This window comes from Bradyrhizobium sp. CCGE-LA001 (genome assembly GCF_000296215.2).
Taxonomy (GTDB): Bacteria; Pseudomonadota; Alphaproteobacteria; order Rhizobiales; family Xanthobacteraceae; genus Bradyrhizobium.
This window is the reverse complement of record NZ_CP013949.1, coordinates 282,258-304,281: the sequence shown is the minus strand read 5'-3', so window position 1 is coordinate 304,281 and position 22,024 is coordinate 282,258. Positions and strand designations below refer to the sequence as shown.

Genomic DNA, 22,024 nt, shown 5'->3' with positions numbered 1-22,024 from the left:
GTGAAACCGTTGATTTGCAGGCAAATTCGGCGCAGGCGACGAATAAATTAAAGTTTCGTCATGTCTCCGCGCAGACCGCGATCGGCCAACACCGGAGCCGTCAGCCGCCGACGGCACCGTTCTTCACTTGGCTCCCGGCATGTTCGGCGATCGCGTGCTTCAGTTCGATCCGGTCACGCTGGGATATCCCGAGCAGGTCGGATGCGCGCCACACGACGTTGTCCTCGAACTCGCTGACCTGCCCATCGGCAAAGACCAGCTCCCACATCATCTGCACGATGCGCTTGCGGCCATCCTCGTCGAGTGAGCGCATGATGACGCTGGTGAAGTGATAGAGATCGACCGCCTCGCCCTCGACCTGGGTGGCGTCGGCGATCAGCCGGTCCGCGGTGCCCCGGTCCAGCCCAAAGTGGCTTTCAATCAAGCCGTGCAGCTTGCGCTGCTCGGTCGCGGTCGGCTGGCCATCCAGCGAGATTACGTGAACCAGCAGCGCCGTGGCCGCCAGCCGATAGTCGCTGTCGCCAAATGCGCGGTTGTGGTCTTGGGGAGCAACAATGTCGGCAATGAATTGGCGCAAGCCGTCGAGCATGAAGTCCTACCGAGGTCGATGAAGCCGCAAGTCGCGGCCGTTACCAGCATTATATGAGCGGGAAACTCAACCGGCGCAACGTGCGTCAGTTCCGCGCGCTGCATTACGTTTCGGCAATCTGGGCTATCTCTTTCACCGTCATGGCCGGGCTTGTCCCGGCCATGCATGCATCACCACCAACTAAAGACGTGGATGCCCGGGTCAAGCCCGGGCATGACGACGGAGAGTGTGGCGCGCATCCGCCTCCACAACGTCATTGCCCCTCACGGTATCTCGTACACCACCATCTTGTCGGCGATGCCGCGCAAGGCCGCCTGTTTCTGGATCGGCTTGATCGCGCGCTGCTCGAGCACTTCGGCGACCGCGGGCGCATCGAGCACCGGTCCGGTGATGTGGATCTCCTGCGCGGTCGACAGGCTCTGCACGCGGGCGGCGATGTTGACCGTCTGACCAAAATAATCCTGCCGCTCGTTCAGCATCACCGCGAGGCACGGGCCTTCGTGAATGCCGATCTTGACGATGAGATCGGCGGTGCCGCGCTTCTTGTTGAGCTCGTCCATCGCTGCGCGCATCCGCAGGCCCGCGACGATGGCGTGCTCGGGACGGACGAAGGTCGCCATCACGGCATCGCCGATCGTCTTCACCACCGCGCCCTTCTCGGAGGAGATGATCTCGAGCAGCGCATGGAAATGCGCGCGCACGAGATCGAAGGCGGCGAGATCGCCGACGCGCTCGTAAAGCGCGGTCGATCCCTTCAGATCGGTGAACAGGAAGGTCAGCGACGTGATCTGGAGACGCTGGTCGAGGCTGAGATTGTCTGCCTTGAAGACGTCGCGAAAGGTCTGGTTCGACAGCATCCGCTTGGCGGTGAGGAACGGCTTGCGCTTGCCGATCAGATGATGAAGCGCCTCGGCTGCGATGAACACCGACGGCAGCACGCGTACGCCGGCCTGGTTTTCCAGCGACAGCCGCAGCGGACCCGGCCGCATCGTCGTGGTCCCCGTCGGGGCCTGCACCTTGTTGTACATGATGGCGAGCTGCTGGCGGTCCTTGGTCGGCTCGCCCTGGACGTCGATGAAATGCGCGGCGTGCGTCACCGGCTCGAAGATGATGACGAAGTCGCCAGGCAGCTGCAGCGACATGGTCGCTTTCTCGCCGGCCGGCAGCTCCATCGTATCCAGCGTCACCTCGTTGGCGAGCGTCGCGAACGATTCCTTGTTGAAGTCGACGCCGGAGCTCCAGAACACCTGCTTGAAATAGTCCCATACCGGAAGCGTATCGGGATCGTGCGACGCGATGCGCCGGACGCGCGGATTCACGGTGAAGGAAACCTCGACCTGGTCGTCGACCGAAGCCTTGTAGCCGCAAGCGCAGAGCGCGCAGTGATAATCGTCGGGCTTGAGTGCCTTCAGCGTCGAGTGCGCGCCGAGCACGCCGCCGCAGCCCGGGCACAGCACGTTCCAGCCGAGATCGAACAGCCCGAGCCGCGCCGAATGCAGGAAGGCGGAGATCGCGTGCTCTTCGTCGACGCCATGCTGCCTGGAGAAATCAAGGACGTTGACGCGGTTGAGCTCGTGATCCTCGCCGTCCTCGATGAGGCGCGCAATCTCATCGACCACCTTTGCATCGGCGGTCTGCTTCAGAACGGACAACTGGGCCTGAATGTCGCTCATGGCGGAACTCTATCTCGGATGGATCACGCCACTGACCAGGCAAGCGCCTGTCACCGACGCGTGATCCGGAACAAGGGTGAATGGTCCGGCTGGGTCGTGACGACGCCGAGCGGGATCACGGGACTGGTCGGATCGGCGAGCTCGACACGGAACGCGCCGATCAGCCGGGCCAGCGCCAGCACAGATTCGGCTTGCGCGAACGGCGCACCGATGCAAACGCGCGGACCCGCGCCGAACGGGAGATAGGCGAACCGGTCGGGCGCCTCTTTCGACATGAAGCGCTTTGGAATGAACGCGTTCGGTTGATCCCACAGCTTCTCGTGCCGGTGCAGCAGCCAGGGCGCGATCATGATGATGTCACCCTTGGCGATCTCGACGCCCGCCGCATTGTCCTTGTCGCGCGCGGCTCGCGCCACCAGGAAAGCCGGCGGATAGAGCCGCATCGTCTCTTCGATCACCGCGCGGGTGAATGTCTGGCGATCGATGTCGGCCATGCTGTCGAGATGCTCGCCGCGCGTCTCGGACGCCACCTCTTCCTGCGTTTCCGGATCGAGCGCGAGCAGATAGAGCGCCCAGAACAGCGCCGTCGCCGTGGTCTCGTGGCCGGCGAGAATCATGGTCGCGACCTCGTCGACGAGCTGCTCGTCGGAAAAGCCCTTGTTCGTTTCGGGGTCGCGGGCCTCGTCCATGAGATCGAACAGATCGCGCGGCGGCGCGCCTTCCTTTTTGCCCATCGCACGCCGCTCCGCGATCAGCATCGCGACGAATTCCGTCCAGCGCTTGCGGAAACGGGCACGGGCAAAATCCATCGGGCTCGGCCAGGACACCGGCAGCAGCATGTCGAGGAAGTATGGCCGTCCCAGCCGTGCCGCATATTCCATGATGAAGTTGCGCAAGGTCGCGCCATGGCGGTCCATGCCGAACGAGAACATCGTGCGCCCCGCGATCTCGAGCGTCATGCGTTGCATGACCTCACGCAGGTCGACATCTTCACCCGTGCGGGGATCCAACTTCGCGATGGTCTCGTCGAGCACCGCCGTCATGTGCGGTACGAGATTGGCGGTAGCGCGCGGCGTGAAGGCCGGTGCGAGGGTGCGGCGCTGAAACGTCCAGGAATGGCCTTCCGCGATCAGCAGGCCGTCGCCAAGCACGGGGCGCAGCATGCGGATGCCCGCCGGCGTGCGCGTATAGTTCTCGTAATTGCTGAGCAGGACGTGCCTGATCGCATCCGGTTGGTTCAGGATGAAGCTGTTGCGGAAGAAGAAGCGGCCCTTGATGACGTCTTCCTCATAGGCGCGCTGCCCCCAGGTTGCGATCATGTTCCGGCGGATCACCGCAACCCGGGCGAAGAACGAGATCTCGTCTGGGGCGCGCGGAGGAGCCGGAGGGATGATGGGCCGACGCACGCTGGCGATGTTCATGGCTCTCTCCCGCAGATGTGTCGCAAGCAAACAGCTAATAAGTCAGCTCGGCAATCGCAATCCTGTTCTCGGCGGCAGGCCAGGCGCGTGCCACAATTCGTTCTTCGCCGAACTGGGCCACGATGTTACGTCCGACCTCGCCCGCTGCAAGCCGCAATGTCGCTGCCGCATCGGTCGGCACGCCCGGCTTGACGTCGGCCGGCTCCTTGCCGTCGAACAGCACCACGTCCCGGGGCAGGCCGAAATAGCCGCGTGGCCGCGACATGATCACGACAGAGCCGGCGTCCTTGTCGGCCGGCCCAAGCGGCCGCGCAGGCCTTAGGTGCACGACCTCGGAGGAGCGCGGGAAGGGCGAGCGGTAGATGTGCGTCGTTGGCGCGCCAGGCGAGGCCAGGACGAATTCGAGCGACCAGGCGGGATCGACCTGCACCGGCCCCCAGCGGCCGTCCGCGCCAGTCTTCGAGCTGTGCAGCGCCTCGCCCTTGCGCTCGCCGGTATCAGGGTCGACCCGGAAGATATCGACGGTTGCGCCGGCGACCGGACGGTTGGTCGGCACGCCGCCCGGCGTGCCCGTGACCAACCCGCTCAGCTTCACGCTGGCCTCCGGCACGATCGCGATGCGCGCGGGTTCGCGGCCGGCGATGAACTTGTAGATCTCCCGGAACGCGCGCGGATGAAACGCCACCTCGCGATGGTCGAGCGCACCGAGCACGAGATTGTTGGCGCCTTTCAGCTCCGGCCCTTCGGCGGTCACGCCGGTCGGCGTGCCAGGCTTGCCGATGAAGCGGCCGTCGGGCTGCGCATATTTGTCCAGGCCCTCGCTGCGCAAGGTGAGGAAGGCGACGCCTGGCGTCACCTCGCTTTCGCCCTCGTTGAGGCTGCGCAGGAATGCGCCGCGACCGTTGAATTCGTTGTTGGGCTGGTCGTCGGTTGCGAACACGCCGTGATTGGGCGTGCCGCACAGGACGGCGTGGCTGACATCGCCGGCGCCGCCATTCTTGATGACGTTGCGGATGGCATAGCCGCCGCGCGAGCTGCCGACCAGCGCCAGCCGTGGCGCGCCGGTGCGGCGCTTCAGGTCGGCGATGGCGTCCGCAAGCTCGCGGCGCTGGTCCTCGGTCGAGGAGCGGTTCGCCTGCTCGACCTTGTCGTCACTGCGCGCCAAGGGGTGAGTGAAATTGATCGCCATCATGCGATCGCGCGCGATGCCGTTGGATTCCATCCGCCACAGGGTCGTCATCCAGAGCGCATCGTAATCGCCGTTGCCGTGGACGAATAGGATCGGCGGCACCTCCGTGTCCGGCGCCGCAGCGGGTGCCGTTTGGGCTATCGCGCCGGCCCGCAAGCTCGCAACCGCGAAAGGCAGGCTGCCCACGCCTTGCAGGATCGTCCGTCGCGACAGCTTCATCTGTTCCTCCCCGGCAAACCGCCTCTTTGCACCGCTTATACCGGCCTAACCACTGGACAGCGAAGGACTTTCGCAGGCATCACTGATTAGCCGGAATCGCCAGGGCCACTTCTAGCACCACTTCTGACACCCAAAATGGAAGGGGATATGACCGAGCAGACCAATCGCCAGACATTTGCCGGCGACGGCATCACCGCTCCCCTGCGGTACACATTGTTCCGGCGCATCTGGCTCGCCAGCCTGCTCTCCAATCTAGGCCTCCTGATCCAGGGCGTAGGTGCGGCCTGGGCGATGACGCAGATGGCAGCCTCGGCCGACAAGGTGGCGCTGGTGCAGACTGCACTCATGCTGCCGATCATGCTGATCTCGATGCCGGCCGGCGCCATCGCGGACATGTATGACCGCCGCATCGTCACCCTGATCTCGCTGGCAATCGCGCTGATCGGCGCGAGCGCGCTCACCGTGCTGGCCGGCTTCAACCTGATCTCTCCGGAATTGCTGCTCGTCTTCTGCTTCGTGGTCGGCAGCGGCAATGCGCTGTTCGGCCCGGCCTGGCAGTCCTCGGTCAGCGAACAGGTGCCGCCCGAGGCATTGGCGTCCGCGGTGGCGCTGAACGGCATCAGCTACAACATCGCCCGCAGCTTCGGCCCCGCGGTAGGCGGCGTCATCGTCGCCTCGCTCGGTGCGGTGGCGGCGTTCGCCTGCAACGCGATCCTGTATATTCCGCTGCTGGTGGTGCTGCTGCTCTGGCGCCGATCGGTCGAACCCTCGCGCCTACCGCGCGAGAAGCTCAACCGCGCCATGGTCTCCGGCTTCCGCTACATCACCAATTCGCCGCCGATCAAGATCGTGCTGTTGCGCACGCTGGTGATGGGCCTGATCGGCGGGGCCATCATGGCGCTGATGCCGCTGGTCGCACGCGACCTCTTGCATGGCGGCGCACAGACCTACGGCATCATGCTCGGCGCCTTCGGCATGGGCGCTGTGGTCGGCGCACTCAACATCCACGAATTGCGCAAGCGCATGAGCGGCGAGGCCGCGATCCGCGCCTGCACCATCTCCATGGCTTTCGCGATGGCCGCGATCGCCTTAAGCACGGAGCCGGTGCTGACGGCGACTGCGCTGGTGCTGGCCGGCGCGGTCTGGATGGCGGCGATCGCGCTGTTCAACATCGGCGTGCAGCTTTCGGCGCCGCGCTGGGTCGCCGGGCGCTCGCTCGCGGCGTTCCAGGCATCGATCTCCGGCGGCATCGCGATCGGCGCCTGGGGTTGGGGCCGTCTCACCGACCATGCCGGCGTCGAGATCGCGCTGCTGACCGCGGCCGGCCTGATGCTGATCTCGCCGCTGCTCGGCATCTGGCTCACCATGCCGCGCGTCGGCGCGCGCAACGAGGATGCCGAGGTGCTGGCCGATCCCGAGGTGAAGCTGTCGCTGACGGGCCGCAGCGGACCGCTGGTGGTCGAGATCGAATACCGTGTCTCCCAGGAGAATGCGCGCGCCTTTCACAACGTGATGCAGGACGTGCAGCTCTCGCGGCAGCGCAACGGCGCCTATGGCTGGTCGATCGCGCGCGACATCGCCGATCCCGAATTATGGACCGAGCGCTATCACTGTCCGACCTGGTTCGATTACCTGCGCCAGCGCAACCGCTCGACGCAGTCCGAACGCGCACTGCACCAGCAGGCAATCGCCTTCCACATCGGGCCTGAGCCGGTGCGGATCCGCCGCATGCTGGAGCGTCCATTCGGCTCGGTGCGCTGGAAGGATGAGACGCCGGACCGCGCCAACAGCGAGGTGCTGCCGGTGGTCGCAACTGCAGCGGGCAGCAGCACGTAGTCCCACGCCGTCATTCCGGGGCGCGCAAAGCGCGAGCCCGGAATCCATCGAACGAGACGTGACGCGGACAAATGGATTCCGGGCTCGCGCCTGGCGGCGCGCCTCGGAATGACAGGAGACAATTACTGCCCGTGATCCGTCAGCACCTTGTCGCAACCCTTGCTCAGCCGGGGGCGGTTCTGCTTGAGGCAGGCGAGCACGGCGCCATCGCCGTTGTTCATCACGGCGCGGCAGAAGCGCGAGACATCGCGCGCGCAGGCGTCATGGCCGGGCTGCTGTTGCGCCGATGCAGCCGATGCGCACAGCAGAAAAGGAATAATGAAAAAAGCTCTGGTCATCGCGGAATAGCCTCTTACCCGGAACGAGTTGCGGGCGAAGCTAGTGCGATGATCCCAAGGCCGCAACGGCTTTGTTGACTGATGTTGCTGCCGCCCCGTGGCCCCGGCTTTGAAGCCGGGGCTTCGCGAGGGGAGCTGACCGACGCAACTATCGCAGCCTTGCTTACTGCTGGCCCTGGGCGTCAGCGACCTTGCGCGACGCGCCCTTGGCGAGAGTCTTGTCCATCACCGCGCGGCAGCCGGCGCTCAGATCCGAACGATGCTTGATCATGCACGCGGTGATCTTCGGGATGTTGGGGATTTCCGCCGAGCAGAGACGGAAGGCGTCGCCGGTGCACATCTGCTGCGCCTCAGCCGAGAAGGCGAAGCTCGAACCCGTCGAGACGATCGAGACGATGGCGGCAAAGCCCAAAGCGAGGCCTGTGTCGCGGATCTTCCGCGTCAGAGACTTGGAAAAAGAGTTGGTCATTTGAAGCTCCCATTGGCACCGCCGTTGGCGGGCCCGTTGTTGATGGGAACTACGATGCTCCGCCAAAACCGTTTCCACTGTGATGATGGTCACGACAGACCCAGCCTCTGTGACTTCGGTCACTTTGGTGCACTTCGCTGAAATTCCTGCGCAACCGCTGTCGCGTTGGTGTCACGTTAACTGTTCCTTCGCATTAATGGCTCGTCGCGCGGGAAATTCCGCCGGTTTGGTTGCGTAATTGGAAAGAATAGCGATGCGTAATGCGTTGGGCCTGATGCTGGCCAGTGTAGTTGCGGCGGTCGTGATCGCCGCCGGCGGTTGGTTTTATTATTCCTCGCGCGCCGATCAGGGCGCCCCCAAGACAGTTGCCGCCCGTGCCGCCGATCCGTTGCCGGCACCGGCGAAGCTCGCCGCCAAGGACGACGTCCAGACCACCGCGACGATCGCAGCCAAGCCGGCGCCGGCAGCTCCGGCACCTGCGCCAGCCCCGGCCATGCCTGTGCAGCAGAAGCAGGTCTGCGCCAATCCGAACGCGCTCGGCGTGTCCCGCGTGGTCGAGATCGACACCACCGGCGGTCCCGGCTTCGGCTTCGAGCACTTCAAGCAGTTCGACTTCCTCACCGAGAAGGAGGTCGTGCTGACCTTCGACGACGGTCCATGGCCGGTCAACACGCCCGCGGTGCTGAAGGCGCTCGCGGACGAATGCACCAAGGGCCTGTTCTTCTCGGTCGGCAAGCACGCGACTTATCATCCCGAGATCCTGAAACAGGTGCTCGCCCAGGGCCACACCGTCGGCACGCACACCTGGTCGCATGTCAACCTGAACAGCAAGAAGATGACGGAGCAGCAGGTCAAGGACGAGGTCGAGAAGGGTTTCAGCGCGGTGCGGTTCGCGCTCGGCACCAACCCGGCGCCGTTCTTCCGCTTCCCGCAGCTTCAGCACAATCCGGCGATGGTGGCCTATTTCGGCACCCGCAACGTCGCGATGTTCTCGACCGAGATCGACTCCTTCGACTTCAGGAAGGGTGCGACGCCGGAGAAGATCGTCGAGACCGTGATGACCAGGCTCGACAAGCTCGGCAAGGGCATCATCCTGATGCACGACTTCCAGAAGAACACCGGCATCGCCATGCCGACGCTGCTCGCGCGGCTCAAGGCCGGCGGCTACAAGGTCGTGCAGATGAAGGCCAAGACGAGCTTGCAGACGCTGCCGGAGTATGACGAGGCGCTGATGAAGGACATGAAGGTGCCGACCGCCGGCACGAACGCCCGTCCGATCGCAAGCGTGGTGCAGACGGTCTCGCAGTAAACCGCCATCACGCATCAATATTCGCGTGGCCGGGCTTTCGCCCGGCCATTTGCTTTGGACAAGCAGCTTACCAATAGATGCCGTGCCGGTGCAGCTCGCTGATGATGCGGCGCTCGGTCCAGCTGCGCCGCACCGTTAGCGCCGAACGCTCAGCTCCCTGATCGCAAATCCAAGATCGCGGGGATCGCCGGGAAAGCGCGTGATGGCGTTCGTCGCCAGTTCGACAGCCAGCTTCTCCTCGCCCGCGAACGCATCGAGCGGGAATGACAGCGGCTCCGCAGGCACGCTGCCGCGATAGACCTCATGGCCGTTGATCTTGACGAGGAATTCGCTACCCGAAATCGGCATAGGCCATAGCGCGAGCCGCAAGGTTCGCGCTGGCGCCGAAGGGTTGTTCGGGACGTCGAAATGCGCGTTGGGTGCCGCCCATTGCAGCGCGCCGCCAGGCGTCGCTTCCTTGCCGAACAGGCCACGTGTCGCGATTCCCGGCCGGGCTTCCGTGCCGATCTCGAGAACGTCGCGGCGTCCGTCGAGATAATCCCGTGACGAACGATCCGTCGCCACCGATATTAACCGCTGTCCCGGATTGGCGCTCAGGCGGTCGGCCGACGCGAGACAATCGAACTTGTCCCAACCGGCCGGCAAATAGGCCCACCCGGTCTTGCCGGACCACGAGAAGACGTTCGGCGACGCCCAAGCCATGCCGAGATCGGCCGCGAGGCTGCGCAAGACGTGATTCATCATCGGATGGGCGACGTCGATGACGACGCCATTGCAGCTTTGGAGCTCCGCGGATACGCGATTGTAATCCCAATCGAGCGATCCCTTCTGCGCATTGACCTGTGCGGCAGCCGTCGGAAGACCGGGAAGGCCCCCACCCAGCGCTTGCAAGACCACCAGAGGTCGCAACGCACCGAGGATCAGGTGAGCGGCCACGACGATGAAGCTGGCAACAACGGCACGAAAGCGCCACTGCGCGGATGCCAGGGGGGCAATGATGAGGATGAACAGCATCGGCGCCGCCATGGCCAGGCCTTTGCCTGCCGCCCAGGCGTGACCGGCCGCGAGAATCGCAATCGGCACGAGGCAGCCTGCGAGGCTGCCGGCCAGGAGGCGCGCGGCGCTTCCGTCCGGCTCGGTACGCCATATCGTCCAGACCGCCTTGGCGATGCTCCTCAACAGCACGAACAGGAAGCCGTAGAGCAGCAGCTTCCACACGAATGCGATTGCGACAGGCCAACCCGCGGACGGCAGCACCGCGTACAGGCCGAGGCCGGCGACCGCCGCCTCGATGGGCAGCGAGAACCACGCATTTGCGAGTTCTCCGAGGCGGCTGCCGGGGCTGGCAATGATCTCGAGAAAATTCGTTTCGCCGCCGAACAGGTAACGTTGAAAATACTTCCACCAGTCCGGCGGATGGGTCGCCGCCCGGCTCAGCTGGCGAACAACATAGGCGCCTGTGCCTGACCAGTGTGGAATGCAGGCGAGCAGCGATAGTCCGACGCCGGCTGCCAGGCCGGGTGCAGCAACACGAAAGGTCTGCCGCGATGCGCGATGGCCGATCGCCATCAAGCCGATGATCGTGGCAGCAAGTCCATAGACCGTCAGCGCTTCCGGATAGAGAAAGAACGCGCCGGACATCAAAGCTGCAAAGATGGCTCCCAGCCGCACGATCGAACCAGGGGCCCGCCCAAAACGATCCTTGTCGAAGGCCAGCGCGACAAAGGCGAGAAGCAGCAGAAAGATCGGCTGGGTCGCGAGCTGAGACCATGCGTTGATGTCGAAGATATACTGCTCGAAGAATCCGACCGTGAGCGCCGAGGCACATATCCATGCCAGCCACCGCCGCATCGCGATCACGTTGACGAAAACGAACAACGCCGCAAACAGCATGTTGAGCTGCATGCCGACCATGTAAGGATAGGCGCAATCGACCACACCGCCGCGGCTCACGACGGCGAAGGCTGCATGCATCATCGACACGGCGGCGCGCCAATCGATGAACCACAACGCTGCGACAGCCAGCGGGTCGGCCTGCGCGCTTTCTATGCCCTCGACGACCAGGCTTGCATAGTCGAGCGTTCGATAAGAGATCGCAGCTCCCACATAGAGCAGGTGATCGTAGACATTCGCCTGGAATATGCGGAAGCGTGAACCGCCGGTCCAGCCGGGCGCAAGACAGATGATCGCAACGGCCGCAACGGCCATCGCCGTGGCAAGCCATGGCCCAGCAGATATCCTCGACCATCGTCCGCCCGGAACAATCATTGCAACCGCGACGAGGAGACCGATGGCCGCCATCGCCAGCAGCGTGACCCATGGCGCGACGCCCGACAAATACAGGACGGCGGTTCCGGCTGCGAGCAGGCCGAAGCCGAGCGGCGGCGCGAGCGCCCAGCGGACGGCAAAACGTTGCGACGGCAAAAGCAGGGAGAACGGAAGGCCGATGGCTCCGCACATCGATACGAAGAGCCCGACGACCAGGATATCGTGCATCACTGCGAGTGCCCCCTGACCGGGAGTAGTCGCGGCGAACGCACGCCCTGTCAATTCGGACGCGGCCTGGCTTCGGGCAGCAAGCAGCCGCCATCGCCAACCGGAATATGATCGCAGGCAGGTGGGGAGAGAGCTACGCCGGGATCGAGGCGCTGGTGCCGCAAGAGGGATTCGAACCCCCGACCCCGTCATTACGAATAACGGATAGAGTCCAAACAGCACCAAACACTTTCGAACGCAAAGTCTGCATTAACTCCTACATCTGAAAGGGTTTTTGCTGGGTTGTGCGGCCAAGAGTCCAACGCTATCTAACACCCTATTCCGGCCGATCGTGTTACCCCTAGCTTACCCCGGCCGCTTGATAGGGCCCCGAAATGAGCGAAGGCGCAATCGTCGAGAAGAAGCCCCGCGGCCCGGCCCGAGCGCTGCCGACGCTGACGGCAAAGACCGCCGCCAGCGCGAAGGGCGACCCTGCGGGCCGCTATGAGCTTCGGGACGCCGGAAAGGACCACGTACGGGGCCTAGGGCTGGTCGTGCAGCCCTCCGGCAGCAAGACATGGGTTCTCCGATACGAAGCGGCAGGCGTGCCCCGCAAGCTCACGCTAGAGCCCTACAGCGAGGAATTCGGACTGTCCGCCGCCCGGAAGCTCGCCAGCCGGTTCCGGACCAAGATCGCCGAAGGGGCCGACCCGGCCGCGGAGAAGGCGGAGGCTCGGCGCAAGGCCGCCGCCGGGATCGACCACGGGGCGATGTTCTCGACGGCGTGGACCGATTGGACGAACGCCCCGAAGCCCAAGAGCCGAAGCAAAAGGGGGTGGCGGCCATCCACGGCCTTGCGAGCCAAACAGGACTATGAGCGGCGCCTTGAGCCGGTATGGGGCAAGCGGCGGCTCGACGAAGTCACCAAGGCGGACGTGTCCGCATTGCTCGACGGCATCGCGAAGAATCATCCCCAAGCCGCAGCACGGCTGCATCGCGTGCTCGCCTCGTTCTTCAATTGGTGCGTAGCGAAGGGGCGCATCCAAAAATCGCCGTGCGAAGGCTTGGAGACGGCAAAGCGCAACAAACGTAAGCGCAAGCTGACAGACGCCGAATTGCGCTGGCTATGGCTTGCTTGCGCCAAAGAGCCGTTCCCGATGGGCTATTTTGTACGCTTGCTGATTCTAACGCTCGCACGCCGGAACGAAGTCGCTGGCGTGCGCAAGCGCGAGTTGCATATGGGCAATCGTCGCACGTGGATCATTCCCGCCGAGCGAACGAAGAACCACCACGAACATGAAATCTTCCTGACCGACGCCATGCTTGACGTCATCAAGGCGATTCCGACCGTAAGGAACGATACCGGGTATCTGTTCTGCACCGATGGGGAAAACGCCTTCTCGGGATTTTCGAAGGCCAAAAGGCGGCTCGATGCTGCGATGCTCGAAATCGCGCGAGCAGAAGACCCGGACGTCGAGACGATTCCGAACTGGACCCTCCACGACCTGCGTCGCACCGGGTCAACCCGTATGCAGCGGCTCGGTTTTGACAACGAAGTTGCTGAAGCTTGTCTCAACCATGTGGACGATGACGCCTATCTGCAACACGACTTCTATGAACAGAAGGTCCGCGCGTTCGAAGCATGGTCGTCGGAAGTTTTGCGAATTGTCGGACTCCCGTCGACTCCGAATGTGTTACTTGGACAAAAGTGAGCTGTTAGATTATGTCTGACACCAGCTTGTTTGTCGGGAAGGGAACGCGGATGGCGCACGGGACGCGTTCCGGACTGCAAGCGACGAAACCGAACGGGGCGGCGCTTAGACGCCGGTAAGGCCGTGATTGCGCTTCACTGCGACCGCCCTTCGAGGGCGGCGCGATGGAGTCGCGTCAATGGCTTACACCCCTCGCCCCGGCGATGACGCCGAATATGTAACGTCTGCCACAATCAAGCGCCGGTTCGATGGCGCTTCAGATATGTGGATTCACCGTCGCATGCGCGACGACCAATTTCCACAACCTGTCTACTTAGGTACGCCCACGCGCTATTGGCGCCTGTCCGAAATCGTCGCTTGGGAAGCGGTGATGATCGGAAAAGGTTGCACACCGAACAAGCGCCGCAAGGTGCGGTCATGACCCCGCCCCGCACATTGGAAGACGCTCGCGCCGCCTTCGTTGATGAAATCCTGCGGCGCGAGGACGATGAAATCGCGTTGCGCAGGCAGGCGGAAGCTAGACGACGCCGCACCACATTCCATGTGGTGCGGTCATGACCGTCAGCATGCAAGAGATTGATGATGCCTGCCGCCGGTTCGTCGCATTCAACGAGGCGGACGGACTCGCCGCAGCGGTTGATGCTTTGCCTTCCTTGTTCAACGTAAAAGCATCGGCTCCAACGCGGCGATCCCAAGCATTCGCAACGACTACGATGTTTCGCAAGAGCCTGAACATTTCAGACAGAGTTGTCCTTCTTGCGTGCGTCCAAAGCATCCATGGCTTCGGCAGTGCTTCCGAGAAGGGCTTCACCGGGGCACTCGAAATCTGCGAACGCGACCACGGCAACGAAATTGTTGCTTGGATTAGCGCGAGCGAAGCACGTCACGCAGCGCACCTCAGGGACCTGCTGGCGAGATGCAAACACATTCTCGAATCAGAAACTACCCGACAACAGGGTAAGACTCGACGGCCTTCGGGCGTGTACGGCTGACTCCATCGACATTCAAAACCGGAGAAAGTCCGATGCCCACCGAACAGATCACTCACTTTCCGAGCAAGCCCGGTTCGGCGGTTAAGGCGCCGACCGACAATCTTCCGCCTTCCGCGCAGAAGATCGCCAAAAGCGAAGAAGACCTCGCTGAATTTGAATACAGACAGTATGAGCAAAAACAACAGCGGGCCGCGGAAATCCGATTGGAAATCGCGCGGGCACAGAATGAAAAGCTTCTCAACGAACGCGCGCAAGTCCCGTCAGAGGAAGTTAACAAGCTCGCCGACGAGACGATCGCGGCAAAGAAGCTGGAATTGAGCGCTCTTGAAGAGGACTTCGAAGCTAAACGCCGCTTGCAGCCGGGCAACCGATCTCAGGTTTGCAAGGACTTTGCCCAGGCCAACGTTTTCAGAAAGTTGAGAACTCTCAACTTCAAAGCCGAACTCGGCCCCGACCTAGTCGCGGAGCATGACGCATGTCGGACTGCTCGCGCGGCTAAGCTCGGAGAAAAGGATGCTGTCAGACGTGCACCCGTGCCCGCGAGCGTCATCGAAGCTGCCATCGATCGCTTCTATCCGGACGCATCGACCGGCGTTGCGCACGCCCTGCGTAAGCTTCGCACCCCGCGTGAGAACACATCGTCCGGCCGTTTCTCGCCGCGATCCTTCGAACCGCCGATGCTGACGATCCCCAATGGAGCCGGCGGTCTCTCTCGCCTGAACGACACCGCAACGCTACTCTTCGCGGTCTTCGGTCCCGAGATTCGCGAGCGGCTGAAAGCAATGGCTCTCGCCGGCCACGACGCCGAGAAGGCGATTCCCGTCGCTGATCGGCCCGCGATGCTGAAGAAGATCGACGGGGAGATTTTACAGATCGAGCGGCTGGCCGAATTCATCTATCGGACCGGCCGAGCGCGCGGCATCAACACCGGGCCCCGCTTCGCGGCGAACCCACTCGCAATCTTGGACGTCGAGTTCGCGTGATCGACGGAATCCCTTGCGCACTGTGCTGTGGTTGAGACTCCTTTTGTTGCGGCATGGTGCGTTGGGGAAGCTGCGGTTCTAGCCAATCGCAGCAAACGGCTGAGAGTCCGCCGATCGTCAAAGATTGGTGTGAATGCAGCGGCGGCGGACTCGATGCTTTCGAATAACGGCTCAACTAGTGAAAGGAATTGAGACTATGACCGACAACACTGAAATGGCGCCGCTCAAGCGCGCGTACTTAGCCGCTCTTGCCGCCCGCGGCCGTGAGGCGGCCGACAAGGCTCTTCAGAAGTACACGAAAGGTGCGCGAGGGCCACATAGCTGGCGAAAATGCAGCGAAGCAGACGTCGCGAAAGCGATCGCCGACCTTGAACAACTGACATTCCAAGGCGACGGCGGACAGGCGAAGACGGAGTTCCGCTTGCAGCGGATGGCGAACGCCGCCTACGGACGCGGCGAACGCACGAAACCTCCGCGCGAGCTTGACCATGTGGCGATCTTTGATCGCTGGAATAATCCGCCGCCGGCTAACCGCGGCTAATGAGCCAAGGCGCCTCCCCACGCCTCCTTATTTTTTTTCAAGGAGTCAAAACATGTCCGAGCAATCCGACTGGCCGCGAGCGCCCGGCAGGCATAGGCGAGCCTATTTAGCCCATCAGTTCGGCAGTTACGACGGGACCGCTGCCGGCATCGCAAATGAGTTCGACCGACGTCGTTATCGCGCGCGCGTCAAGCTGGAGGCGGCGTTTTCGACTCTTTGCGACCAGGATGCCTTGCGCTTCTGCACGACGCCGGCCGACCTCGAAGCCGCTCAGGAACAGGCGCATCAGAGCGTCGCAGCGTTGGAAGCGTGGCATCGCGAAGCCCTGAAACGGCCAGCGCTTTTGCACAGCGGCAACGCATACAAGTTTTGCCTCCCGTTTGGCGACGCCGATGGGAAACACCGCAATTGGAGTTGGATGGACGACTACTGCGGCGAAGGCTCGCCCACTGAGTCGCCAGTTACAAGCATGGTCGCGCGGATTCCCAAAGACCGGCTGAAGTACATTGCATATCGTGCGTGGTCGCCCGACTCGCGAGCCGAGACCGTGCCAGATGATTGGCGACCCTGGTACTCAGAGCAATTCGCATATCAGGAAGCCCGATATGAGCAGGCGCTTGAGCACGTTTGCCGCCACTACGGCAGCGCCACCGGTCGACCCGCGGACATCCCGAAGACCAATCACGCGGCCGCTGCGTGCTACTGGCGTCGCTGGACGGCGCGGCAGGAAATGCTCTGTCGGTTCGAATACGAACTATATGTCATCAACGCCGAAGAGCAGATGGAGCGTGAAGCGGAAAATGCAGCGGGGCGAAAGGCCGAAGCGATCATTGAGGGAATTGAGCGCCAGATTGAGGACGTGGCACAGGACATTTTGCGGGACATCTTGGATGAACAACGGGTAGCGCCATGACCCGAGAGTTCATTCTAGCCGTCCTACGGCGTGGCGAACGACTTCACGCGGAAACGAACCCGACGCCCCTACAGAAGATGGTATGGGACGTCTGCCCCCCAACTATGTACTTCGCTGAAAAGGCGTGTGAGTGGCCGTGGGACGTCTCGAAACATGAGCTGGGCCTGATCGGAGCGCTCTTGCATGCCCGGCTGAACAACAGCTTCGACGATGCCCTATTCGAGAAGCTTCTGATTAAGAACGCGTCAGAATGACATGCGGAGTGTTACTTTGACTCGCGCTTCGATCTGATGATTATTTAAACGAACAAGGACGATGACGATGAACGTGAAATTCGAAACGCTTCTGCCGACGCATCAGGCTTTTGTTGTCGCCGGGTTCAAAACGGTTGATGCCTTTCGGATGCACTTGCAGCGTGATCCTAAGGCGCCCCAGCCAGTTAAGATTGGTCATGCGAATTTCTATCAGCGTACGGACCTTGAGACATTGAAGCAGAGGCGACACGCCGCACAAAAAGCAAAGTAAATCGTTACTGGCAGACGCTCCCCAGCGACTCAAACGAAAACCCCGGCCGCGCAGCAAACTCGGGTCCGGGGCATGAAGGCACTGTGGAGCAAGACAATGAATATGAATGATCAGGCGCGCAAAGGCAAAGGAACAAAACCCAAGCCCTTCATCAACTACCCCGTGCGCGCCTTCGAGTTCATCCCCCTGCACAAGCCTAAGGCCCGGAAGACCTACCCCAACGGCAAGACCAAAGAGGTAGGCAAGGCGCCCATCGACCCTAAATGGCCGACGAAGAAATACGACTCCAAAGCCGTCAAGGCCCGCTGTCTCGAAGAAGAGCGGAACGGCGGCATCCGTCTGAAGGCTGATCAGTTGGTCGTCGATATCGATCCGCGCAATGGCGGCGACCGCGGATGGCTTCAGCTGTGTGATGATCTTGGCATCGACGACTCCAAATATCCCAAGGTGATCACGGGCAGCGGCGGCGTGCATCTCTACATGGCGAAGCCGGCCGATCTGTTGGTTCGCGATACGCTCGAAAGCGAAGACTATGGGGGAGTCGAGTTCAAGACCAAGGGCCGGCAGGTCGTGGCGGCCGGTTCGATCCACCCCAACGGCAAGCCCTATAAGTGGGACGACTCGCATCCTGCGATCACGGGCGAACTGCTAATGGCGCCGCGTCGACTCCTGAAGGCGATCGAACGTCCAGCCCGTAGCGCCATGACCGGCGGCGGACAAATGACTCCTGAGCAGGTCGCCGCCGCGCTCGCCCAACTCGACGCCGAGGACTTCAGCGAACATTCGAAATGGTTGCAAGTCATGCAAGCGTGTCACCATGCCAGCGCAGGCGAGGCACGAAGCGAGTTCGTTGATTGGTCCACGTCCGACCCGGCCTTCGCCAAAGAAGCCTATATGATCGGCAAGCGGTGGGACAGTCTGCACGCCGAGAAGAACGACGGCGTGACCTTCCGCACGCTGAACAAATATCTGCGCGAAGCCGGCGCGAGCGGCTTCCAAGCGGCGGGCAGTGTGACCGAGGACGACTTCGAGGACGACCCGGACTTCGACATGGGTGAAGACCTAGACTTCGACACCCCCGCCGAGGACGACAATTGGCTCGAAGGTCAAAAGGAAGAGCCGAGGTCACGCTTGTATAACGAAACACAGCTGCCGGCGCTCTTGGACTTTGCGGAACGCTGCTTGATCGATCAAGGCACCCCGCTTTATCAGATGGGCGGGCGGCTTGTGCATCCTGTTCGCGTTGATAAAGACTCGGGTAATGACGAGGGGATTAGGCGCAAGGCCGGGTCGCTGACCATCGGTGAAGTCAATCAACACCGCCTTCGCGAATACGTGATTCAAACCGTGCCCTTCCACAAGCTCGACAAGAAGGGCAAGGCGAACAAGTTTGCGGCACCGCTCGGCTTCGCTACGCATTACCTCGCGCGCGGCGACAAGTGGAAGCTGCCCGTCATCACCGGCGTGATTGAAGCACCGACATTGCGCAGGGACGGCTCAATCATCGACTCCGATGGATACGATTCTCAATCCGGATTGCTGCTCGACATGGGTGGGGTCCAATTTCCCGATGTGCCTGAAGAGCCAACGCGAGCCGACGCTATTGCCGCCCTCGAATTGTTGAAAAAGCCTTTTGCGGGCTTCCCGTTCGTGGCCAACGCCAAGGGTCGCAGTGCGAGTCGGTCGGTGATGCTGTCTGCTGTTCTGACGGCGTTGGTTCGCAGAACGCTTCACTCGGCGCCCATGCACGGCACAAGCGCTCCGACGATGGGGACGGGCAAGACTTTGGCAATCGACGTCGTCTCAATGATCGCAACCGGCCGGCTCACAACGGCAATGAGTCAGGGTGCCAACGAAGAGGAAGATGAAAAGCGGCTCTTCAGCGTCCTGCTTCAGAATGACCTGATTCTGTTGATCGATAATGTAAAGCGGCCAATTGAGGGTGACGCCCTTTGCACAGTCTTGACTCAGTCAACATGGCAATCGCGCATTCTCGGCGAGAGCCGGCGCGTGGAGGTGCCGACTAATGTCTTGATGATGGCGAGCGGCAACAATCTGACTTACAAAGGCGACATGACCACGCGCTCGCTGTTGTGCCGTCTCGACGCGCAGATGGAAAACCCTGAGACGCGTCGATTCGATATCGACCTAAAGACATGGGTGCCCAAGCATCGCGTCGAATTGGTCGTCGCTGGCTTGACGGTGCTGCGCGCCTTTGTGGTCGCCGGCCGCCCGGGACTCAAAGAGTTAACGCCGTTCGGTCGCTTCGAGGATTGGTCGAACCTTGTGCGCGGGGCGCTGGTATGGCTCGGCGAGCCGGACCCTTGCAAGACACGCGACTTCATCGCGACCGACGACCCCGAGCGCAACGACCTTGAGCAGCTATTCGCCGCGATCAAGGACAACGCGGGCGACGCGGCGTGGACGGCAGGGGAGTTGATCAAGATGGGTGATGATTGTTCGGACGGGCTGTTGACGGAGGCGATTGAGAGCGCAGTACCCGGCAGTGCAAATGCAAAGAACCTGGGTCGGTATCTGCACGCCCGCAACGGCAAGATTTTAGGCGGCATGCGCCTAGTCGGGAAGTACGACTCTCATGCAAAGATGTGGAAATACAATGTGCGGGACGCGTGATCCCGGCTGCGGGTATGCGGGGTATAGCGGGCATGTTTCCAGCCCGCCAGAGTAGAAAACACATCTGCCATCTTAGCCGAGAGATTATTTCCCAAACTCAGACCATAAAAGGTTTCATACTCGCATGGGCTGGAAACATGCCCGCTATACCCCGCATACCCGCAAAGCACCCCACCCCATATGCGTTTGCCATGACCGCTACTCATCGGCGTCCAATACATTCTGGATACGCCGTCGCCGCCGCGCATACCTGCCACCCCCGAGATAGAGCGTACGCCGAGCAGTGCAGCCACAAATCACTGCCGCGGCCGATCAAAGCTGATCTCGGTTCATTGGTCCGATGCGCCAACCCGCCTTTTCTCTCTTAAGCTCAATCGCTTGCTACATAAAGCACAGCACGCCAATCACCCGCTCTAGCGCGCCATCGACATGTGCGACGTTCTCGACAACGCGGCTTCTGGCCACACCCGACATTTGTTGAGGAAGACTTTGCCGGCGATGAAGGAAGAGAAATATTGCCGCTTGCGAGCTTGAGAAATTTTTCCGCGGGTCCCAGTCCGCGCAAAAACGCTATGAGGGCAAGAACGGAGCGCACGACGTCAGCGCACATGTAGAGAAATATTTTTCTGCACCAACGATGCATTGCGGCAGAGCCGGATTCGCACATTCATTGTCGCGGGTATAGCGTCGGCGCCGCCGACGCGCGAGTGTTTGTTACTTTGACTCTTCAGCGCCACGGCTCCTAGGGTTTGTCCGACATCAAGGATGGACCAATGACCCGCGCCGAACTCCAATCGATCTATCACGACTTCGCGGAGCGCCAGGGCCACGACATGGCCCGCAGAGTCGTGCGCTGGCGAGCGATGACGGGCAACGCGAGTCTTAACAGCGTTCATCCGCAGAATTATGCGGCTCTCGCGCGTGCCTTCGCAGATGTTGCCTCGGGTCGCGACCGCCTGCCCGCATACACACCGGCCGACGATCGCTCGCAACGCCGGACGGCCCCGATGAACTACGCGTTCGATCGCAGTGCAATCAACCCCAAGATTTGAGGAGTCTCCCCATGGCAAAACACAAATACCCGGAGTTCGAATCCATGGAAGTGCTGCCCTATATGCCCGTTCCCCATCCCGATCGCGTTGGCCCCGGCGCAACGATGACGAAGCAGGAGTTCTGCCGAACCTTCGGCATCGCGAGATATGATCTTGATCGCGCAATCGAGAATGGCGGGCCCGTCCTGAGCCGGGGGACACAATTCGAGCCGTGGCAGATTCCCGCTGGCGACATGTTGCGTTGGATGATCGAGGACCGGGCGAAGACGACCGCCGACCCGGACTTGTCGCTGCTGCGTAGGAATCAGATTAAGCTAATTCTGTCGCAAGTGGAAAAGCTGGAATTGAAGAACGCCGAGACCCGGCGCGAGCTTGTCACTGTCGACGAAGCCGTAACGCTTTATCGCGAAGAAGCCGACGTCATCCGGAGGCATCTGCGCGCCATGCCTGACGCCGTCGCAAAGGCACTTGGCGCGCTCGCCGAGTCAGACCCCGTTGGACGCAAGGACTCCGCTGTGGTCGCGATGGTGGTTCACGACGTCATCAACGACACGCTTCGAGCGATTTCTGAGGAGGACGCCCATGTCCAAGCCGCCTAGCCGTCCGAGCCGCCTTGGTAAAAATCCATCCAGGATCACCGTTCGCTTGCGTGCGGATCAGGCGAAAGCCATCGCGCGCTTATCGGGACCGCCGCCGCGTAACGCAGGCGAGTCGGAAGTCGTGCGGCGATTGATCGACGCCGGCCTGAAGGCTACTCAACGATGATGATGCGAACTTGCGGGCATTGTGGCGAGCTGTTTGCGCTGGAACACCGCCACCGGAAGTATTGCTCTCGGGATTGCCTCGGCGCCGTACGCCGGCAGTAGAGATGTGCGCAATATGCTGCGCGACATCGACGGCCGGGCTTCAAGCCGCCCGATCGGTTTCCGAACTGCGTTGTGTGCGACACGCCGCTGCATGACGGGAAGCGAAAGTTCTGTAGCAACCGATGTAGGCGCATCGACTTAAAGTCGGCGGCACACCGACGAAACGCCGCTCGATGCAGAAGGCGAGATTTTAGTTCGGAACTTGGAAGATTGCCCGCGCCGACTAAGGCTTGCGCGATTTGTAGACAGGTTTGAAGGCGTCCGTATCTTCTATCAAGGCGCCGTGCG

The 22,024-nt window shown here is 62.0% G+C and carries 19 protein-coding genes; 12 read left to right on the top strand and 7 right to left on the bottom strand.

All coding sequences use genetic code 11. The annotated features are described in order from the left end of the window. Positions 1-100: 100 nt before the first annotated feature. The 4 genes from BCCGELA001_RS01420 to BCCGELA001_RS01405 form a co-directional block, all read right to left on the bottom strand. Complete coding sequence (locus BCCGELA001_RS01420) at positions 101-589, bottom strand: tellurite resistance TerB family protein (RefSeq protein ID WP_008539257.1); 489 nt, start codon at positions 587-589, stop codon at positions 101-103. Positions 590-852: 263 nt separating this feature from the next. Beyond that, a complete protein-coding gene (locus BCCGELA001_RS01415) occupies positions 853-2,262 on the bottom strand; it encodes an adenylate/guanylate cyclase domain-containing protein (protein WP_008539258.1) in 1,410 nt (469 codons plus the stop codon). A 50-nt stretch (positions 2,263-2,312) separates the two neighbouring features. Beyond that, on the bottom strand, positions 2,313-3,683 hold the full coding sequence (locus BCCGELA001_RS01410; protein WP_060734450.1) for a cytochrome P450: 1,371 nt from the start codon (positions 3,681-3,683) through the stop codon (positions 2,313-2,315). A gap of 34 nt (positions 3,684-3,717) precedes the next feature. Beyond that, on the bottom strand, positions 3,718-5,091 hold the full coding sequence (locus BCCGELA001_RS01405) for a hydrolase (protein ID WP_060734449.1): 1,374 nt from the start codon (positions 5,089-5,091) through the stop codon (positions 3,718-3,720). Positions 5,092-5,238: 147 nt separating this feature from the next. On the opposite strand from BCCGELA001_RS01405, the gene BCCGELA001_RS01400 reads away from it, so the two are divergent. Then, positions 5,239-6,927 carry an MFS transporter gene (locus BCCGELA001_RS01400; protein WP_060734448.1) on the top strand — a complete coding sequence of 563 codons (1,689 nt, stop codon included), beginning with the start codon at positions 5,239-5,241 and terminating at the stop codon, positions 6,925-6,927. 122 nt (positions 6,928-7,049) lie between these two features. On the opposite strand, the gene BCCGELA001_RS01395 is transcribed toward BCCGELA001_RS01400, so the two are convergent. Together BCCGELA001_RS01395 and BCCGELA001_RS01390 are read right to left on the bottom strand one after the other, a co-directional pair. Further along, positions 7,050-7,265, bottom strand: coding sequence for a cysteine rich repeat-containing protein (locus BCCGELA001_RS01395; RefSeq protein WP_060734447.1), 216 nt, complete (start codon positions 7,263-7,265; stop codon positions 7,050-7,052). Between the two features lie 163 nt (positions 7,266-7,428). Continuing rightward, positions 7,429-7,734, bottom strand: a complete 306-nt coding sequence (locus BCCGELA001_RS01390; RefSeq protein WP_008539290.1) for a hypothetical protein — start codon at positions 7,732-7,734, stop codon at positions 7,429-7,431. Positions 7,735-7,987: 253 nt separating this feature from the next. Here BCCGELA001_RS01390 and BCCGELA001_RS01385 point away from each other — a divergent pair, with 253 nt between their 5' ends. Then, positions 7,988-9,043, top strand: a complete 1,056-nt coding sequence (locus BCCGELA001_RS01385; protein ID WP_008539291.1) for a polysaccharide deacetylase family protein — start codon at positions 7,988-7,990, stop codon at positions 9,041-9,043. Between the two features lie 135 nt (positions 9,044-9,178). Here the strand turns inward: BCCGELA001_RS01385 and BCCGELA001_RS01380 are convergent, their stop codons facing one another. After that, positions 9,179-11,542 (bottom strand): hypothetical protein, encoded by a 2,364-nt coding sequence (locus tag BCCGELA001_RS01380; protein WP_060734446.1) that lies wholly within the window; start codon positions 11,540-11,542, stop codon positions 9,179-9,181. A gap of 371 nt (positions 11,543-11,913) precedes the next feature. Between BCCGELA001_RS01380 and BCCGELA001_RS01375 the strand changes: the two genes are divergently transcribed. The 10 genes from BCCGELA001_RS01375 (at position 11,914) to BCCGELA001_RS01320 (ending at position 21,469) form a co-directional block, all read left to right on the top strand. Next, on the top strand, positions 11,914-13,230 hold the full coding sequence (locus BCCGELA001_RS01375) for a tyrosine-type recombinase/integrase (protein ID WP_060734445.1): 1,317 nt from the start codon (positions 11,914-11,916) through the stop codon (positions 13,228-13,230). A gap of 178 nt (positions 13,231-13,408) precedes the next feature. After that, positions 13,409-13,651: a helix-turn-helix transcriptional regulator gene (locus BCCGELA001_RS36700; RefSeq protein ID WP_008539306.1), complete on the top strand. Its 243-nt coding sequence runs from the start codon at positions 13,409-13,411 to the stop codon at positions 13,649-13,651. A gap of 133 nt (positions 13,652-13,784) precedes the next feature. Further along, positions 13,785-14,222, top strand: coding sequence for a hypothetical protein (locus tag BCCGELA001_RS01365; RefSeq protein WP_008539313.1), 438 nt, complete (start codon positions 13,785-13,787; stop codon positions 14,220-14,222). A gap of 32 nt (positions 14,223-14,254) precedes the next feature. Beyond that, on the top strand, positions 14,255-15,205 hold the full coding sequence (locus BCCGELA001_RS01360; RefSeq protein ID WP_008539315.1) for a hypothetical protein: 951 nt from the start codon (positions 14,255-14,257) through the stop codon (positions 15,203-15,205). A 196-nt stretch (positions 15,206-15,401) separates the two neighbouring features. Then, on the top strand, positions 15,402-15,746 hold the full coding sequence (locus tag BCCGELA001_RS36695) for a hypothetical protein (RefSeq protein ID WP_144441091.1): 345 nt from the start codon (positions 15,402-15,404) through the stop codon (positions 15,744-15,746). 52 nt (positions 15,747-15,798) lie between these two features. Then, on the top strand, positions 15,799-16,659 hold the full coding sequence (locus BCCGELA001_RS36690) for a hypothetical protein (protein WP_008539319.1): 861 nt from the start codon (positions 15,799-15,801) through the stop codon (positions 16,657-16,659). 321 nt (positions 16,660-16,980) lie between these two features. After that, the gene (locus BCCGELA001_RS01335) at positions 16,981-17,184 is read left to right on the top strand and encodes a hypothetical protein (RefSeq protein WP_144441090.1); all 204 of its coding nucleotides are present in this window, start codon (positions 16,981-16,983) and stop codon (positions 17,182-17,184) included. Between the two features lie 96 nt (positions 17,185-17,280). Next, on the top strand, positions 17,281-19,818 hold the full coding sequence (locus BCCGELA001_RS01330; protein WP_158511592.1) for a bifunctional DNA primase/polymerase: 2,538 nt from the start codon (positions 17,281-17,283) through the stop codon (positions 19,816-19,818). Between the two features lie 773 nt (positions 19,819-20,591). Beyond that, positions 20,592-20,870, top strand: a complete 279-nt coding sequence (locus BCCGELA001_RS01325; protein ID WP_008539326.1) for a hypothetical protein — start codon at positions 20,592-20,594, stop codon at positions 20,868-20,870. A gap of 11 nt (positions 20,871-20,881) precedes the next feature. Beyond that, a complete protein-coding gene (locus tag BCCGELA001_RS01320; protein WP_060734441.1) occupies positions 20,882-21,469 on the top strand; it encodes a hypothetical protein in 588 nt (195 codons plus the stop codon). Positions 21,470-22,024: the final 555 nt, after the last annotated feature.

Excerpts from the sequence above, each read along its gene's own strand:
- BCCGELA001_RS01420 (WP_008539257.1), bottom strand. The coding sequence starts at position 589 with ATGCTCGACGGCTTGCGCCAATTCATTGCCGACATTGTTGCTCCCCAA.
- BCCGELA001_RS01415 (WP_008539258.1), bottom strand. The coding sequence starts at position 2,262 with ATGAGCGACATTCAGGCCCAGTTGTCCGTTCTGAAGCAGACCGCCGAT.
- BCCGELA001_RS01410 (WP_060734450.1), bottom strand. The coding sequence starts at position 3,683 with ATGAACATCGCCAGCGTGCGTCGGCCCATCATCCCTCCGGCTCCTCCG.
- BCCGELA001_RS01405 (WP_060734449.1), bottom strand. The coding sequence starts at position 5,091 with ATGAAGCTGTCGCGACGGACGATCCTGCAAGGCGTGGGCAGCCTGCCT.
- BCCGELA001_RS01400 (WP_060734448.1), top strand. The coding sequence starts at position 5,239 with ATGACCGAGCAGACCAATCGCCAGACATTTGCCGGCGACGGCATCACC.
- BCCGELA001_RS01395 (WP_060734447.1), bottom strand. The coding sequence starts at position 7,265 with ATGACCAGAGCTTTTTTCATTATTCCTTTTCTGCTGTGCGCATCGGCT.
- BCCGELA001_RS01390 (WP_008539290.1), bottom strand. The coding sequence starts at position 7,734 with ATGACCAACTCTTTTTCCAAGTCTCTGACGCGGAAGATCCGCGACACA.
- BCCGELA001_RS01385 (WP_008539291.1), top strand. The coding sequence starts at position 7,988 with ATGCGTAATGCGTTGGGCCTGATGCTGGCCAGTGTAGTTGCGGCGGTC.
- BCCGELA001_RS01375 (WP_060734445.1), top strand. The coding sequence starts at position 11,914 with ATGAGCGAAGGCGCAATCGTCGAGAAGAAGCCCCGCGGCCCGGCCCGA.
- BCCGELA001_RS36700 (WP_008539306.1), top strand. The coding sequence starts at position 13,409 with ATGGCTTACACCCCTCGCCCCGGCGATGACGCCGAATATGTAACGTCT.
- BCCGELA001_RS01365 (WP_008539313.1), top strand. The coding sequence starts at position 13,785 with ATGACCGTCAGCATGCAAGAGATTGATGATGCCTGCCGCCGGTTCGTC.
- BCCGELA001_RS01360 (WP_008539315.1), top strand. The coding sequence starts at position 14,255 with ATGCCCACCGAACAGATCACTCACTTTCCGAGCAAGCCCGGTTCGGCG.
- BCCGELA001_RS36695 (WP_144441091.1), top strand. The coding sequence starts at position 15,402 with ATGACCGACAACACTGAAATGGCGCCGCTCAAGCGCGCGTACTTAGCC.
- BCCGELA001_RS36690 (WP_008539319.1), top strand. The coding sequence starts at position 15,799 with ATGTCCGAGCAATCCGACTGGCCGCGAGCGCCCGGCAGGCATAGGCGA.
- BCCGELA001_RS01335 (WP_144441090.1), top strand. The coding sequence starts at position 16,981 with ATGAACGTGAAATTCGAAACGCTTCTGCCGACGCATCAGGCTTTTGTT.
- BCCGELA001_RS01330 (WP_158511592.1), top strand. The coding sequence starts at position 17,281 with ATGAATATGAATGATCAGGCGCGCAAAGGCAAAGGAACAAAACCCAAG.
- BCCGELA001_RS01325 (WP_008539326.1), top strand. The coding sequence starts at position 20,592 with ATGACCCGCGCCGAACTCCAATCGATCTATCACGACTTCGCGGAGCGC.
- BCCGELA001_RS01320 (WP_060734441.1), top strand. The coding sequence starts at position 20,882 with ATGGCAAAACACAAATACCCGGAGTTCGAATCCATGGAAGTGCTGCCC.